This window comes from Devosia salina (assembly GCF_019504385.1).
GTDB lineage: Bacteria > Pseudomonadota > Alphaproteobacteria > Rhizobiales > Devosiaceae > Devosia > Devosia salina.
On record NZ_CP080590.1, the window covers coordinates 1,650,270 to 1,664,788 of the forward strand.

Sequence of the window (14,519 nt, forward strand, 5' to 3'; positions counted from 1 at the left end):
ATGTGGCAGCGCCGAGCCTTCCTCAAGTCTGCCGGGGCCGGGTTTCTGGCCGGTTTGCTGCCGGGGCAGGTGCTGGCGCTTGAACGCAATGACCTCGTTTTCGCCAGTGCCGTGCAGACTGCTGCTGGGTCGTATGGTGCGGTGCTCATGGGCGAGCGCGGTGACGTCATCTCCACGATCGAGTTGCCGGACCGGGGGCACGACATCACCATCAGCCGCGAGGCGGGCAGGGGGGTGGTGTTCGCGCGCCAGCCCGGCACGTTTGCACTGGTGTTCGATCCGGATGGACGCGAAGCGCCACAGACCCTGACCAGCATCGCGGGCCGGCACTTTTTCGGTCACGGCGTGTTTTCGCCCGATGGAAGGCTGCTCTATGCCACCGAAAGCGACTTCGAGGCCGCCCGGGGCGTGATCGGCATCTATGACGCAACCGATGGCTATCGGCGCATCGGGGAGTTTCCAACCTACGGGACCGGTCCGCACGAGGTGCTGCTGATGCCCGACGGCGTGACCTTCGTGGTCGCCAATGGGGGCATCGAGACCCATCCCGACTATGGCCGCACTGAACTCAACCTTGAGACCATGGATCCTTCGGTGGCGTTCATCGACCGGCGAGACGGACATCTTGTCGGCCAGCTCCGGCTCGATCCCGGCCTGCACCAGCTCTCCATCCGCCACATGGCCATCGATGGGCAATCGCGGGTGTGGTTCGGCTGCCAGTACAAGGGCGCGCCAAGCAACAATCCGCAACTGGTCGGTTACGCGACCCTTGATGGAGACATCCGGCTGATAGAACTGCCACCCGAGACGCTGGGCGATTTGCGCAACTATGTCGGTTCGGTCGCGGCCTCCGCGGATGGCGACATGATTGCCGTCTCGTCACCGCAGGGCGACCTGCTGGTGGCTATCGACACGCAGAGCCGCAGGCCGGTGCTGGTGGAGACCCTGCGCAATGGCTGCGGGCTGGCGGCCGACAAGGCCGGCTTCGTCGCGACCAGCGGCATGGGGGAGATGATAGGCCTTGCCGGCGCGGAGCGGACAGCGCGCCGCTTCGACTTCCAGTTCGACAACCACCTCCTGCGCCTCGGCTGACCGTGCCCGACGCGGAGTTCATAACGCCGTGAGCGGCGTGCGTCCGCGTAACTTTGGGCGCATGATGACCGTATATGCTGTCAGATGACCAGCATGAGGTTTCCCAATGTCCTTCGGCCGCAACACCGCATTTCCTCGCACCGCCACGCTGGCGCGCCGTGAAGTCCTTTTCGGACTGGCTGCACTGACGGCGCTGGCTCCGCTTGGCGTCCGCATGGCCGCCGCCCAGGAGGCTCCCGTTGTCATCCCGGCGCCGGCCGAGGACCTTGTCGAATCCGGTAACACCGCGATTGCCGTATTCGCCGGCGGCTGCTTCTGGGGCGTGCAGGGCGTGTTTCAACGCGTCAAAGGCGTCACCAACGCAGTCTCCGGCTATTCCGGCGGCGACGCCAAGACAGCCACCTACGACCAGACCAGCCGGGGTGATACCGGCCATGCCGAAACCGTCGAGATCACCTACGATCCGGCCCAGGTCAGCTTCGGCAAGCTGCTCCAGATCTATTTCTCGGTCGCCCACAACCCGACCCAACTCAACTACCAGGGCCCCGACCACGGCACCCAGTATCGCTCGACGATATTCGTGCGCTCGCCCGAGCAGGAAGCGGTGGCCCGCGCCTATATCAAGCAACTCGATGCGACCGGTCTTTTCGAAGGCCCGATCGTAACGACGCTCGAGCCGTTCGAGGCCTTCTACCCGGCCGAGCAGTACCACCAGGACTTCCTGACCCTCAATCCGGACTGGCCCTATATACGGGTGCATGACCTGCCCAAGATTGCCGCTCTGGAGCAGATTTTCCCCGACCAGTACCGGGCCGAACCGGTGCTGGTGGGTATGCTGCCGTCCACCTGAGCGACGAATGTGGCCCCCGCGCAACACTCGCACGGCGCCGCATTTCGGCCCTCTGATGGACGGGTTTTGGCCAGCAAAGGCCAGCAAAACCGGGCTTGTGGCAGCCCGCGACAGCTTCGGATTCGCTCCGGAAATGGCGTGGTCTGCCGCCGTAAACCGTCTCGGAACCGCCTCTGGAAGGGGGACGTTTCGGGTTCATCGGATGGTTCAGTACAAGGAAGACAGCGATGCGTATCGCAGAAACTATCGCCCTTGCAGCCTTTGTCAGTGCCGCTTCAGCGGGTGCGGCCATGGCTGCCGACCTCATCACCGTTCCCACCTCGACGCAGGCGGAACTGCCCGTGGTCGACACGCCCGGCTTTGACTGGAACGGTTTCTATGCCGGGGTGCACGGCACCGCCCAGAACGGTTCGGCCAGCGGCCTGCAATACGGGCTGGGGGTGCAGGCGGGCGTCAATGCCCAGTTCGACTTCTACCTGCTCGGTGCTGAAGTCGCGGTTTCGGGCCTGGCTGACAATGGCACCGTGGGCGAAACCTCCTATGGCCAGATTCTCGGTCGGGCGGGCCTTGTCGTGTCGGACAATGTGGCGATCTACGCCGCTGGCGGCTATGGCATCGACCTGGGCGTGCCGGACGAACAGGATGCCCTACTTGGCGGCGGCGTCGAACTGGCCGTCACCGACAATGTTTCGGTCCGGGCCCAGTACCTGCATGGCTTCCCGATCGAGGGTGGCAATACCAAGGATCAGCTTACCGTGGGCGCCAGCTACCACTTCTGATTCTCTCATCGCCACGGCAATTTAAGATCGGCCCCGCGTCACCGGCGCGGGGCCGATTGCGTTTGAGGCGAAACTGTGGCAACCAGATGGCGTTTCGACCAATGGTTCGCCACAATTGGGACACGGGATCGCGTGTTCTGGGGCGACTTGAGGGCAATTGTATCAAATTGAACCAATTCCGGTGTGTTCATGCAACACCTGCCCGGAAATGGTCATTGAATCTTATCCGCATTGCCCAATTTGGGCGTTGATACCCTTGTCAGCCGCCTGCCTGTCAGGCATCTATCGGTCGACTACGGTTAACTCTATGGGAGTGCAAGACATGTTTGTACGTTCTCTGGCCATTGGCGTTTCCGCCGCGGCTCTCATGGTTGGCGGCGCCCACGCTGCTGACCTCATCATCCCGACCACTCCGGAGCCGATCTACGCTCCTGCCGGTTTCGACTGGGAAGGTCTCTATATCGGTGCCCGTCTCGGCGGTCAGTTCGTCGGTGCTGACACCTACGCTGCCGGCAATGTCACCCCCAGCACCACCTATGGTGTCGTCGGTGCTGCCGTCGGTGTGAACTTCATCCCGATGGACCCGGTCCTGCTCGGCGTTGAAGTCACCGCTGACTACATGTGGAACACCACCGCTGCCGTGACTTCCTCGGGCGAGTTCTTCGCCAACCTGCGCGCCGGTGCCATCGTCACCGACAACGCCATGATCTACGCCCTGGGCGGCGTGGGCTTCAACAACACCACTGCTGGTTCGACCGGTGTCTACCAGCTCGGTGGCGGTGTTGAATTCGCTGTCAACGACGTCGTCACCGTTCGCGGTGAAGTTGTTGGCCAGGGCGATTTCGACTCGGCCGGTGCTGACACCTTCTTCGAGGCCACCAAGGCCACCGTCGGCGTCTTCTACCACTTCTAAGTTTGTAGGGCGCGGGGCGGTCTCTGCCCCGTTGCCAGCAATCTTGCAACCCATCTCGGCGGACCGATTCCATCGGTCCGCCGTTTTGGTTTTTGAGTCGCTTTTCCCTGGGTCTGCTCTTGCGGTGAAAGAAGGTGCGTGCCACCGAACGCGCTTTTTCTGCAAATGAACCCTCGAAAAAGTGCCACTCAAGGGCATGGCATGCCTGGAATTCACCCACAATTTACATGACTGTTCTGATCATATTTTCTTTCCCTTGAAACGTTTGGGGGGAAGGTCTAAGCCGTTCCGCATCGCTGGCGCTTCGGCTCGGTTGCCCCAATTGCATCGCAGCCCAGGCGCTTATCGGCCGCCCTGGCCGGACTGAACATTAGGCTGTCGCATGACCGAATTGCTCAGCAATTACCTGCCCATTGTCATCTTCATAGCGCTCTCGGCCCTGATCGGCGGGGCGCTTTTGGTCGCGCCGTTCCTGGTTGCGGTGAAGCGGCCGGATCCGGAGAAAGTGTCGGCCTTCGAGGCTGGCTTCGACGCCTTCAGCGACGCCCGCATGAAGGTCGATGTGCGCTTCTATCTGGTGGCGATTCTCTTCATCATCTTCGATCTGGAAGTGGCCTTTCTGTTCCCCTGGGCCGTGGCGTTCCGGGATGTGGGCTGGTTCGGCTTCTGGTCGATGATGATCTTCCTGGCCGTGCTGACCATCGGCTTTATCTATGAATGGCGTAAGGGAGCTCTGGAATGGGATTGAGCCCGTCCAGTTCGACACTGGTTACCCCGCGTCCCACGGGCGCGATTGATCCGGCAACCGGCAAGCCATTTGGCGCCGACGATCCGTTTTTCACCGGCGTGAACAATGAGTTGGCCGACAAGGGCTTCCTCGTCACCACCGTGTCGCAGCTCATCACCTGGGCGCGCACCGGCTCGCTGATGTGGATGCAGACCGGCCTGGCCTGCTGCGCTGTGGAAATGATGCAGATGTCGATGCCGCGCTACGACATCGAGCGGTTCGGTACCGCGCCGCGCGCCTCGCCGCGCCAGTCCGACGTGCTCATCGTGGCCGGCACGCTGACCAACAAGATGGCGCCGGCCCTGCGCAAGGTCTATGACCAGATGCCCGAGCCGCGCTACGTGATCTCGATGGGCAGCTGCGCCAATGGCGGCGGCTACTACCACTATTCCTATTCCGTTGTGCGCGGTTGCGACCGGGTGCTGCCGGTGGACGTCTATGTTCCGGGCTGCCCGCCGACTGCCGAGGCCCTTCTCTATGGCATCCTGTTGCTGCAGAAGAAGATCCGCCGCGACGGCACGATCGAACGATAGGGCAGGGGCATGGACGAAACTGTTGTTGTCGAGCCGATTGCAATCGACCCGCTCGTGACGCTTGGCGAACATGTCGCTGCGTCCCTGGGCGATGCGGTCCTGGGCTTTGAAGTGGCGTTTGGCGATCTGACCGTTACTGTGGCGCGCGATTCGATCGTCAATGTGGCGTCGTTCCTGCGCGATGATCCGAAATGTCGGTTCATCAGCTTCGTGGACGTCTGCGGTGTGGACTATCCGGCCCGGGAGTTCCGCTTCGACGTTGTCTATCATTTCCTCAGCCCGCATCTGAACCAGCGCATCCGTATCAAGCTCGAAGCCGACGACGTGACCCCGGTCCCCTCGATCTGCGACGTGTTTGCTGGCGCCAACTGGTTCGAGCGTGAGGTTTATGACCTCTATGGCGTGCTGTTCTCCGGCCATCCCGACCTGCGCCGCATCCTGACCGACTACGGTTTTGACGGGCATCCATTGCGCAAGGACTTCCCGCTCACTGGCTTTGTTGAAGTCCGCTATGACGAAGAGCGCAAGCGTGTGGTCTATGAGCCGGTGACCCTGGCCCAGGAATTCCGCTCGTTCGATTATCTGTCGCCCTGGGAAGGTACGGATTACGTGCTGCCCGGCGACGAAAAGGCGAAGAACTGATGTCAGAAGTCGACGTCCGCAATTTCACCCTGAACTTCGGCCCCGTGCACCCCTCGGCGCACGGCGTGCTGCGCATGATTCTCGAACTCGATGGCGAACTGGTCGAGCGCGTCGATCCGCATATCGGTCTGCTGCACCGCGGCACCGAGAAACTGATCGAGTACAAGACCTATCTTCAGGCTGTTCCGTATTTTGACCGGCTCGACTACGTGGCGCCGATGAACCAGGAGCACGCCTTTGCCCTGGCGGTCGAGCGCATGCTCGACATCGAGGTTCCGCGCCGTGGCCAGCTCATACGCGTGCTGTATGCCGAGATCGGCCGCCTCCTGGCGCACCTGATGAACGTCACCACCCAGGCCATGGACATTGGCGCGCTCACCCCGCCGCTCTGGGGCTTCGAGCAGCGCGAAAAGCTCATGGTCTTCTACGAGCGCGCTTCTGGCGCCCGCATGCACGCAGCCTATTTCCGCCCCGGTGGCGTCCACCAGGACCTGCCGCAGGCGCTGATCGATGACATTGGCACCTTCTGCGACGAGTTCCCCAAGGCGCTCAAGGACATCGACACCCTTCTGACGGCCAATCGCATCTTCAAGCAGCGCAATGTCGATATTGGCGTCGTGCCGCTCGAAGAGGCGTGGGGCCGGGGCTTTTCGGGCGTCATGGTGCGCGCTTCGGGCGCCGCATGGGACCTGCGCAAGGCCCAGCCCTATGACGCCTATGCCGAAATGGAATTCGACATTCCGGTTGGCTCAAACGGCGACTGCTACGACCGTTACCTGATCCGCATGGAAGAAATGCGCCAGGCCAACGAGATCATGCGTCAGTGCGTGAAGAAGCTCAATGCGCCGGACGGCAAGGGTCCCGTGTCCTCGACCGATGGCAAGGTGGTGCCGCCCAGCCGCGGTGAGATGAAGCAGTCCATGGAGGCGCTCATCCACCACTTCAAGCTCTATACCGAGGGCTTCAAGGTGCCGGCCGGCGAAATCTATGCCGCCGTCGAAGCGCCCAAGGGCGAGTTCGGCGTCTACCTGGTGTCCGATGGCACCAACAAGCCCTATCGCTGCCATATCCGTGCGCCGGGCTTCGCCCATCTGAGCGCCATGGATTATCTCTGCCGCAAGCACATGCTGGCAGACGTGACGGCGATCCTCGGGTCGATTGATATTGTGTTCGGAGAGGTGGATCGCTGATGTCTACGCGACGCCTTGCAGACGAGTCGGTGCAGCCGGCCAGTTTTGCGTTCAATGCTGAGAACCAGGCCTGGGCCGAAAAGCGGATCGCGCTGTATCCGGCCGGGCGCCAGCAGTCTGCGGTTATTCCGCTGCTGATGCGCGCGCAGGACCAGGATGGCTGGGTCACCCGCGCGACCATCGAAAAGGTCGCCGAAATGCTGGATATGCCCTATATCCGCGTGCTCGAAGTGGCGACCTTTTACACACAGTTCCAGCTGGCCCCGGTGGGCAGGAACGCCCATATCCAGGTCTGCGGCACCACGCCCTGCATGCTGCGCGGCGCGGGCGACCTGATCGAGGTCTGCAAGTCCAAGATCCACCCCGAACCGCATCATCTCAATGCCGACGGCACAATGAGCTGGGAAGAGGTCGAGTGCCTTGGCGCCTGCGTCAACGCGCCCATGGTCATGATCTATCATGACACCTATGAGGACCTGACGCCCGGGCGCATGGAAGAGATCGTGGACGCCTTTGCTGCCGGCAAGGGCGACACCATCAAGGCCGGTCCGCAGATCGACCGGCAGACCTCGGCGGCCTTTGGTGGCCGCACGACGCTGCTCGAACAGCCGACCGCCAAGCGCGAGAAGTTCGTGCCCCCGCCGGTAGCGGAGGCTGCGGCCGCCGCGGCAGCACCGGCCGCTTCCGCACCTGCGGCGCCGGCCAAGACGGCGCCTGCCCCGGACACGGCGGCCAAGCCCAAGGATGTAGCCGAAGAAAACGCGCCGGCGATCAAGGGTACGCCCAAGAAGGCCAAGGTCAGCCAGGCCAAGGCCGAGGGTGAACGCGTTGCGGCCGATGTTGCGGCCAAGGCCAATGGCAAGCCCAATACCGCCATGCGGGAAGGCGCGTCCGGCGCCGAGTCCGAGGGTGGCAAGGTCGATGGCGGCAAGGCCGTGGGTAAGGCCAGCGCGACCGCACCGGCCGACGGCAGCGCTGCCGATACCGCTGTTCGCAAGACCAAACCTGCGATCAAGGCGCCGGCGGCCGATCCCAAGGAAGCCGTTCCCACCGCCGAAAAGGGTGGTGAGCTCACGCCGTTGTTCGAGCGCCCCGCGGGCGCTCCGGACGACCTAAAGCTGATCTCGGGCGTGGGGCCGGTCATCGAGCGCAAGCTCAATGCGCTGGGCATCACCCGTTACGACCAGATCGCCAAGTTCAAGAAGGCGGAGATCGCCCGGGTGGACGAGGTGCTGAACTTCAAGGGCCGCATCGATCGCGATGACTGGCTCAAGCAGGCCAAGGCGCTCGCCAAGGGCGGGGTTGAGGAATACCGCAAGGTATTCGGGAAGGACCCGCGCTAAATGACCATTGGGGGCATCGACATTGCAGCGCTCACCGTCAGGGACTACGCCGTCGGCGTGGTCTATGCGGTGCTGGGCACATTTGTCGTGACCGGTGCCGAGATGGTCTTCGGATTTTCGCTGCCGAGCATCCTGGCTTCGGTAGTGGGGGCAGCAATCGGAATTGCTGCCTGGTTTGTCTTTTTGTTGAAGCGGAAAGCTGATCATGCTCGCTGACAAGGATCGCATTTTCACCAATCTCTACGGCCACCATGACTGGCGGCTGGAAGGCGCACGCGAACGCGGCTCCTGGGTTGGGACCAAGGAATTTATCGACAGCGGGCGTGACTGGATCACCAATGAAGTCAAGTCGTCCGGCCTGCGCGGTCGTGGCGGCGCCGGTTTCCCGACGGGCCTCAAATGGTCGTTCATGCCCAAGCAGTCCGACGGACGTCCGCACTATCTGCTGGTCAATGCCGACGAGTCCGAGCCGGGCACCTGCAAGGACCGCGAAATCCTGCGCCACGATCCGCATCACCTGATCGAAGGCTGCCTGCTGGCGTGCCGCGCCATGGATGCGCACCTGGCCTTCATCTATGTGCGCGGTGAGTTCATCCGTGAGCGCCAGCGCCTCGAGGAAGCCGTCCAGGAGGCCTATGACGCCAAGCTGATCGGCAAGGACAATGTGCACGGCTGGGACCTGGACATCATCGTGCATCACGGCGCCGGCGCTTACATCTGCGGGGAAGAAACCGCGCTGATGGAATCGCTCGAGGGCAAGAAGGGCCAGCCGCGCCTGAAGCCGCCATTCCCGGCCGGCATGGGCGTCTATGGCAACCCGACCACCGTCAACAATGTCGAATCCATCGCCGTCGTCCCGGAAATCCTGCGCCGCTCCGGCGCCTGGTTCTCGTCCATCGGCCGGCCGAACAATGTCGGCACCAAGCTCTTCATGGTCTCGGGCCATGTGAACAAGCCGGCCACCTTCGAGGAAGCCCTGGGCGAAAGCTTCAAGGACATCATCGAAAAGCATTGCGGCGGCATCCGCGGCGGCTGGGACAACCTGCTGGCCGTCATTCCTGGCGGTGCTTCGTGCCCGGTCGTGCGCGGCGAGGACATGATGGATGCCATCATGGACTTCGACGGCATGCGCGAGAAGAAGTCGAGCTTCGGCACCGGCGGCATGATCGTCATGGACAAGTCCACCGACATCATCAAGGCCATCTGGCGCATCTCGGCCTTCTTCAAGCACGAGAGCTGCGGCCAGTGCACGCCGTGCCGCGAAGGCACCGGCTGGATGATGCGCGTCATGGAGCGCATGGTCCAGGGCCGCGCGCAGAAGCGCGAAATCGACATGCTGTTCGAAGTGACCAAGCAGATCGAAGGCCACACCATCTGCGCCCTTGGCGACGCCGCCGCCTGGCCGATCCAGGGCCTGATCCGCAATTTCCGCCCCACCATCGAGGCGCGGATCGAGCAGTACACCTATTCATCCACCAGCGACGGCGCCGTTCCGTCCATCGCTGCGGAGTAAGCCGATGGCTGAAGAACCGGACAATTTGGTGTTGGTGATGCTGAGAAAGCTGGACACGAAAATGGATCGTGTTCTCGACGACTTGCACGACCTCAAGGTGCGCATGACGTCAGTGGAAGAAGGGTTGAGTGGCGTGCAGCGCCGCATCGATCGAATGGAAGACCGGCTCGACCACGTCGAGAAGCGCTTGGACCTGTCGGGTCCCGCTGGGTTTGCGGAGTAAGCCGATGGCCAATATCAAAGTCGATGGGCAGCTCATCGAAGTCCCCGATCACTACACCCTGATGCAGGCGGCCGAAGCGGCCGGCGCGGAAATCCCGCGCTTCTGCTACCACGAGCGCCTGTCGGTCGCCGGCAATTGCCGCATGTGCCTTGTCGAGGTGAAGGGCGGTCCTCCGAAGCCGCAGGCCTCCTGCGCCATGTCGGTCAAGGACTTGCGTCCCGGCCCGAATGGCGAACCGCCTGAAATGTTCACCAACACGCCCATGGTCAAGAAGGCCCGTGAAGGCGTGATGGAATTCCTGCTGATCAACCATCCGCTCGATTGCCCGATCTGCGACCAGGGCGGCGAATGCGACCTGCAGGACCAGGCCATGGCCTATGGCGTCTCCGGCTCGCGCTTCCACGAGAACAAGCGCGCCGTCGAAGACAAATATATGGGCCCGCTGATCAAGACCTCGATGAACCGCTGCATTCACTGCACGCGGTGCGTCCGCTTCACCACTGAAGTCGCCGGCATTTCCGAGCTGGGCCTGCTGGGGCGCGGCGAAGACGCCGAGATCACCCCCTATCTTGAGCGCGCGCTCACCAGCGAGTTGCAGGGCAATGTCATCGATCTCTGCCCGGTCGGCGCGCTGACCTCCAAGCCCTACGCCTTCCATGCCCGTCCCTGGGAACTGAACAAGACCGAGAGCATCGACGTGATGGATGCGGTCGGTTCGGCCATCCGCGTCGACAGCCGCGGTCGCGAAGTCATGCGCGTCCTGCCGCGCATCAACGAGGCGATCAACGAGGAATGGATCTCGGACAAGACCCGCTTCATCTGGGATGGTTTGAAGAGCCAGCGTCTGGATCGCCCCTATGTGCGCAAATCCGGAAAGTTGCAGGCCGCCAGCTGGGACGAAGCTCTGGCTGCCGTCGCTGCCAAGGTCAAGAAGGCCGGCAACAAGGTCGGCGCCATCGCCGGTGACCTGGCTGCTGTCGAGGAAATGTATGCCCTCAAGGGCCTGCTCGCCTCGATCGGCTCGGGCATGACCGACGTCCGTCCGGCCATGTCGGGCATCGATCCGTCCATGCCGCGCTCGGCTTACCTCTTCAACCCGACCATTGCCGGGATCGAACAGGCCGACGCCATCCTCATCATCGGCGCGAACCCGCGCAAGGAAGCGGCGCTGATCAATGCCCGCATCCGCAAGACCTGGCGTGCCACCAACCTGCCCATTGCCGTTATCGGCGAGCAGGCGGATCTGACCTATGCCTACGAGCATCTGGGCAACGGCTTCGAGACGCTGGCCGATCTGGCCGCCGGCAAGGGTGCCTTCGCCGAAACGCTCAAGAGTGCCCAGCGTCCGCTGATCATCGTGGGCGAAGGCGCGGTCTCGCATGCCTCGCTGGGCAAGCAGGCCGGTCGCGACACCATCGCGCTGGCCGCCAAGCTCGCCACGGGCGCCAATGTCGCCGAGGGCTGGAACGGCTTCGCGCTGCTGCACAATGCGGCCAGCCGCGTCGGCGGTCTCGATATCGGCTTCGTGCCGCATGACGGCGGCGTCTGCTCGGCCGACCAGATCGCTCTGGCCGGCAAGGGCGAGCTCGACGTCCTGTTCCTGCTCGGCGCCGACGAATACGACATGTCGGCCATGGGCAAGGCGTTTGTCGTCTATATCGGCTCGCACGGCGACAAGGGCGCGCACCGCGCCGACGTCATCCTGCCGGGCGCGACCTACACGGAAAAGTCCGGCACCTATGTGAACACCGAGGGTCGCGTGCAGGTCACCACCCGCGCCGTGTTCCCGCCGGGCGATGCCAAGGAAGACTGGGCGATCATCCGGGCCTTGAGCGGGGCCATCGGCCAGCCGCTGCCCTACAATTCGCTGGCCCAGCTGCGCGCCGCGCTTTATGCGGAATTCCCGCATCTGGCCCGCATTGACGAGATCGCCGCCGGTTCGGTGGCCGATGTCGCCAAGCTCGGCAAGGCCGCCACCAAGACCAAGTCGGCACCCTATGTGTCGCTGGTCACCGATTTCTATCTCAGCAATCCGATTGCGCGTGCCTCGGCCACCATGGCCGAGTGCGCCCAGATGGCCGCGGGTCTGCGGCAGGCTGCGGAGTAGGGGAGCACAATGGACTTTATTCTCTCCGCCCTCGATTATCTGCTTGGTATCCCGGTCCTCGGCTGGGGCACCGAGGTCGGCTTCGTCTATAAGGCACTGGCCCTGCTGGTCGGGCTGCTGATCTTCACCGCCTTTATCCTCCTGGGGGACCGCAAGGTCTGGGCCGCCGTGCAGATGCGCCGGGGTCCCAATGTGGTCGGCCCCTTCGGCCTGCTGCAGAGCTTTGCCGACCTGCTGAAGTTCGTCTTCAAGGAAGCGGTCATTCCGGCCGGCGCCGACAAGGTGCTGTTCCTCGCCGCGCCGCTGATCACTGCCACCCTGGCACTTGCCGGCTGGGCCGTGGTGCCCGTCAGCGATGGCTGGGCCATGGCTGACATCAATATCGGCATTCTCTACCTGCTCGGCATTTCCTCGCTCGGCGTCTATGGCGTCATCATCGGCGGCTGGGCCTCGAACTCGAAATATCCGTTTCTGGGCGCCCTCCGTTCGGCAGCGCAGATGGTCTCCTACGAAGTTTCCATCGGCCTCGTGATCATCACCGTCCTGCTTTGCGTCGGGTCGCTCAATCTCAATGACATCGTCGTCGCCCAGTCCGAGATGGGCCTTGCCCACGCCCTGGGTGTGCCGTGGCTCTCGTTCCTCAACTGGTTCTGGCTGCCGCTCTTCCCGATGTTTGTGGTGTTCTACATCTCGGCCCTGGCCGAAACCAACCGCCCGCCTTTCGACATGGTGGAAGGCGAATCCGAACTGGTCGCCGGCTTCATGACCGAATATTCGGCCACGCCGTACCTGCTGTTCATGCTGGGCGAATACATCGCGATCCTCCTCATGTGCGCCATGACCACCATCCTGTTCCTGGGTGGCTGGGCCGCGCCGATCGATCTGCCTCCCTTCACCTGGATCCCGGGGCTGATCTGGTTCTTCATCAAGGTAAGTCTCGTTTTCTTCATGTTCGCCATGGCAAAGGCCATCGTGCCCCGCTATCGCTACGACCAGTTGATGCGCATTGGCTGGAAGCTGTTCCTGCCGCTCTCGCTGATCATGGTCGTGATCGTCGCTTTCGTTCTCCAGCTCACCGGCTGGGGCTGGCACGGGGGTATTGCCTGATGCGCGTCGGACAGATCGTCAACACGCTGCTGCTGCGGGAGTTCGTATCGGCCTTCTTCCTGGCCATGCGCTATTTCTTCGGGGCAAAGCCAACCATCAACTACCCCTTCGAAAAGGGCCCGGTGTCGCCGCGCTTCCGTGGGGAGCACGCTCTCAGGCGCTACCCCAATGGCGAAGAACGCTGCATTGCCTGCAAGCTCTGCGAAGCCATCTGCCCGGCCCAGGCCATCACCATCGAGGCCGGACCGCGCCAGAATGACGGCACTCGTCGCACCGTGCGCTACGACATCGACATGGTGAAGTGCATCTATTGCGGCTTCTGTCAGGAAGCCTGCCCTGTCGATGCCATCGTCGAAGGCCCGAACTTCGAATTCGCAACAGAAACGCGCGAGGAGCTCTATTTCTCGAAAGAGAAGCTCCTCAGCAATGGCGATAGGTGGGAGCGTGAAATCGCGGCCAACCTGGCTGCCGACGCGCCTTACCGCTAACGAGGGAAGAGCATGACCCTTCCGCTGTTCTTCTTCTACGTCTTCGCCGCCATCACCGTGGCCTCGGCCTTCATGGTCATTTCCGCGCGCAATCCCGTGCACGCGGTGCTGTTCCTGATCCTGGCCTTCGTCAACGCGGCTGGCCTGTTCATGCTGGCCGGGGCAGAGTTCCTGGCCCTGATCCTGATCGTGGTCTATGTCGGCGCCGTGGCGGTGCTGTTCCTGTTCGTCGTCATGATGCTCGACGTCGATTTTGCCGAACTAAAGTCCGGACTGCTCGCCTATGCGCCTATCGGCATGGTCGTGGGTGGCATCCTGTTCCTTGAGCTTCTGCTGGTGGCGGGCAGCTTCGTCATCGCGCCCGATGTCGCTGGCGCGGGCGGTCTGCCGATCGACGCCACCGTGGACAACACGCGGGCGCTCGGGCAGGTGCTCTATACGCGCTACGTCTTCCTGTTCCAGGGCGCGGCGGCTGTGCTGCTGGTGGCCATGATCGGCGCCATCGTGCTCACGCTGCGGCACCGGACAGGCATCAAGCGGCAGAGCACGGCGGCTCAGCTCGGGCGCAAGCCCAGCGAGACGGTGCGCAACGTCAAAGTCAAAAGCGGTCAGGGGCTATAGGGGGTTACTATGGGTCTGGAAATCGGGCTCGGTCATTACCTGACCGTAGCAGCAATCCTGTTCACGCTCGGCGTGTTCGGCATTTTCATCAACCGCAAGAACATCATCGTCATCCTGATGTCGGTGGAACTCATCCTGCTGGCGGTGAACCTCAACTTCGTGGCGTTCAGCGCGCATCTCAACGACCTCCAGGGTCAGGTGTTCGCGCTGATGATCCTCACCGTGGCTGCCGCCGAGGCCGCCATTGGCCTGGCCATCCTCGTTATCTTCTACCGCAACCGCGGCTCCATCGCGGTTGAAGACGTCAATATGATGAAGGGCTAAGAGCACC

General features: G+C 62.8%; 17 protein-coding genes. All 17 read left to right on the top strand.

Translation table 11 applies throughout. The features are described from left to right. Positions 1-1,092, top strand: a complete 1,092-nt coding sequence (locus K1X15_RS07900; RefSeq protein ID WP_220306920.1) for a DUF1513 domain-containing protein — start codon at positions 1-3, stop codon at positions 1,090-1,092. Positions 1,093-1,198: 106 nt separating this feature from the next. Beyond that, complete coding sequence (msrA, locus tag K1X15_RS07905; RefSeq protein ID WP_220306921.1) at positions 1,199-1,942, top strand: peptide-methionine (S)-S-oxide reductase MsrA; 744 nt, start codon at positions 1,199-1,201, stop codon at positions 1,940-1,942. Between the two features lie 227 nt (positions 1,943-2,169). Next, positions 2,170-2,721: an outer membrane protein gene (locus K1X15_RS07910; protein WP_220306922.1), complete on the top strand. Its 552-nt coding sequence runs from the start codon at positions 2,170-2,172 to the stop codon at positions 2,719-2,721. Between the two features lie 322 nt (positions 2,722-3,043). Next, positions 3,044-3,634: an outer membrane protein gene (locus tag K1X15_RS07915; RefSeq protein ID WP_220306923.1), complete on the top strand. Its 591-nt coding sequence runs from the start codon at positions 3,044-3,046 to the stop codon at positions 3,632-3,634. A 382-nt stretch (positions 3,635-4,016) separates the two neighbouring features. Continuing rightward, complete coding sequence (locus K1X15_RS07920; protein WP_104894435.1) at positions 4,017-4,382, top strand: NADH-quinone oxidoreductase subunit A; 366 nt, start codon at positions 4,017-4,019, stop codon at positions 4,380-4,382. Then, positions 4,373-4,954, top strand: coding sequence for a NuoB/complex I 20 kDa subunit family protein (locus K1X15_RS07925; protein WP_126151865.1), 582 nt, complete (start codon positions 4,373-4,375; stop codon positions 4,952-4,954). The genes K1X15_RS07920 and K1X15_RS07925 overlap by 10 nt, the downstream gene beginning before the upstream one ends. 9 nt (positions 4,955-4,963) lie before the next feature. Next, a complete protein-coding gene (locus K1X15_RS07930) occupies positions 4,964-5,596 on the top strand; it encodes an NADH-quinone oxidoreductase subunit C (RefSeq protein ID WP_220306924.1) in 633 nt (210 codons plus the stop codon). Next, positions 5,596-6,786, top strand: a complete 1,191-nt coding sequence (locus K1X15_RS07935) for an NADH-quinone oxidoreductase subunit D (protein WP_220306925.1) — start codon at positions 5,596-5,598, stop codon at positions 6,784-6,786. The genes K1X15_RS07930 and K1X15_RS07935 overlap by 1 nt, the downstream gene beginning before the upstream one ends. Continuing rightward, a complete protein-coding gene (nuoE, locus tag K1X15_RS07940; protein ID WP_220306926.1) occupies positions 6,786-8,129 on the top strand; it encodes an NADH-quinone oxidoreductase subunit NuoE in 1,344 nt (447 codons plus the stop codon). The genes K1X15_RS07935 and nuoE overlap by 1 nt, the downstream gene beginning before the upstream one ends. Beyond that, positions 8,130-8,345 (top strand): hypothetical protein, encoded by a 216-nt coding sequence (locus K1X15_RS07945; protein WP_220306927.1) that lies wholly within the window; start codon positions 8,130-8,132, stop codon positions 8,343-8,345. After that, a complete protein-coding gene (gene nuoF / locus K1X15_RS07950) occupies positions 8,335-9,642 on the top strand; it encodes an NADH-quinone oxidoreductase subunit NuoF (protein WP_220306928.1) in 1,308 nt (435 codons plus the stop codon). Before K1X15_RS07945 ends, nuoF begins: the two co-directional genes overlap by 11 nt. A gap of 4 nt (positions 9,643-9,646) precedes the next feature. Beyond that, positions 9,647-9,865 (top strand): hypothetical protein, encoded by a 219-nt coding sequence (locus tag K1X15_RS07955; RefSeq protein WP_220306929.1) that lies wholly within the window; start codon positions 9,647-9,649, stop codon positions 9,863-9,865. A gap of 4 nt (positions 9,866-9,869) precedes the next feature. Then, entirely contained in the window at positions 9,870-11,972 is a 2,103-nt protein-coding gene (gene nuoG, locus K1X15_RS07960; protein WP_220306930.1) for an NADH-quinone oxidoreductase subunit NuoG, read from the top strand. Positions 11,973-11,981: 9 nt separating this feature from the next. Next, complete coding sequence (gene nuoH, locus K1X15_RS07965; protein ID WP_220306931.1) at positions 11,982-13,079, top strand: NADH-quinone oxidoreductase subunit NuoH; 1,098 nt, start codon at positions 11,982-11,984, stop codon at positions 13,077-13,079. Next, on the top strand, positions 13,079-13,567 hold the full coding sequence (gene nuoI, locus K1X15_RS07970) for an NADH-quinone oxidoreductase subunit NuoI (protein WP_407931772.1): 489 nt from the start codon (positions 13,079-13,081) through the stop codon (positions 13,565-13,567). The genes nuoH and nuoI overlap by 1 nt, the downstream gene beginning before the upstream one ends. Positions 13,568-13,579: 12 nt before the next feature. Further along, positions 13,580-14,188: an NADH-quinone oxidoreductase subunit J gene (locus K1X15_RS07975; RefSeq protein WP_220306932.1), complete on the top strand. Its 609-nt coding sequence runs from the start codon at positions 13,580-13,582 to the stop codon at positions 14,186-14,188. A gap of 15 nt (positions 14,189-14,203) precedes the next feature. Further along, a complete protein-coding gene (gene nuoK, locus K1X15_RS07980; RefSeq protein ID WP_220307475.1) occupies positions 14,204-14,512 on the top strand; it encodes an NADH-quinone oxidoreductase subunit NuoK in 309 nt (102 codons plus the stop codon). Positions 14,513-14,519: the final 7 nt, after the last annotated feature.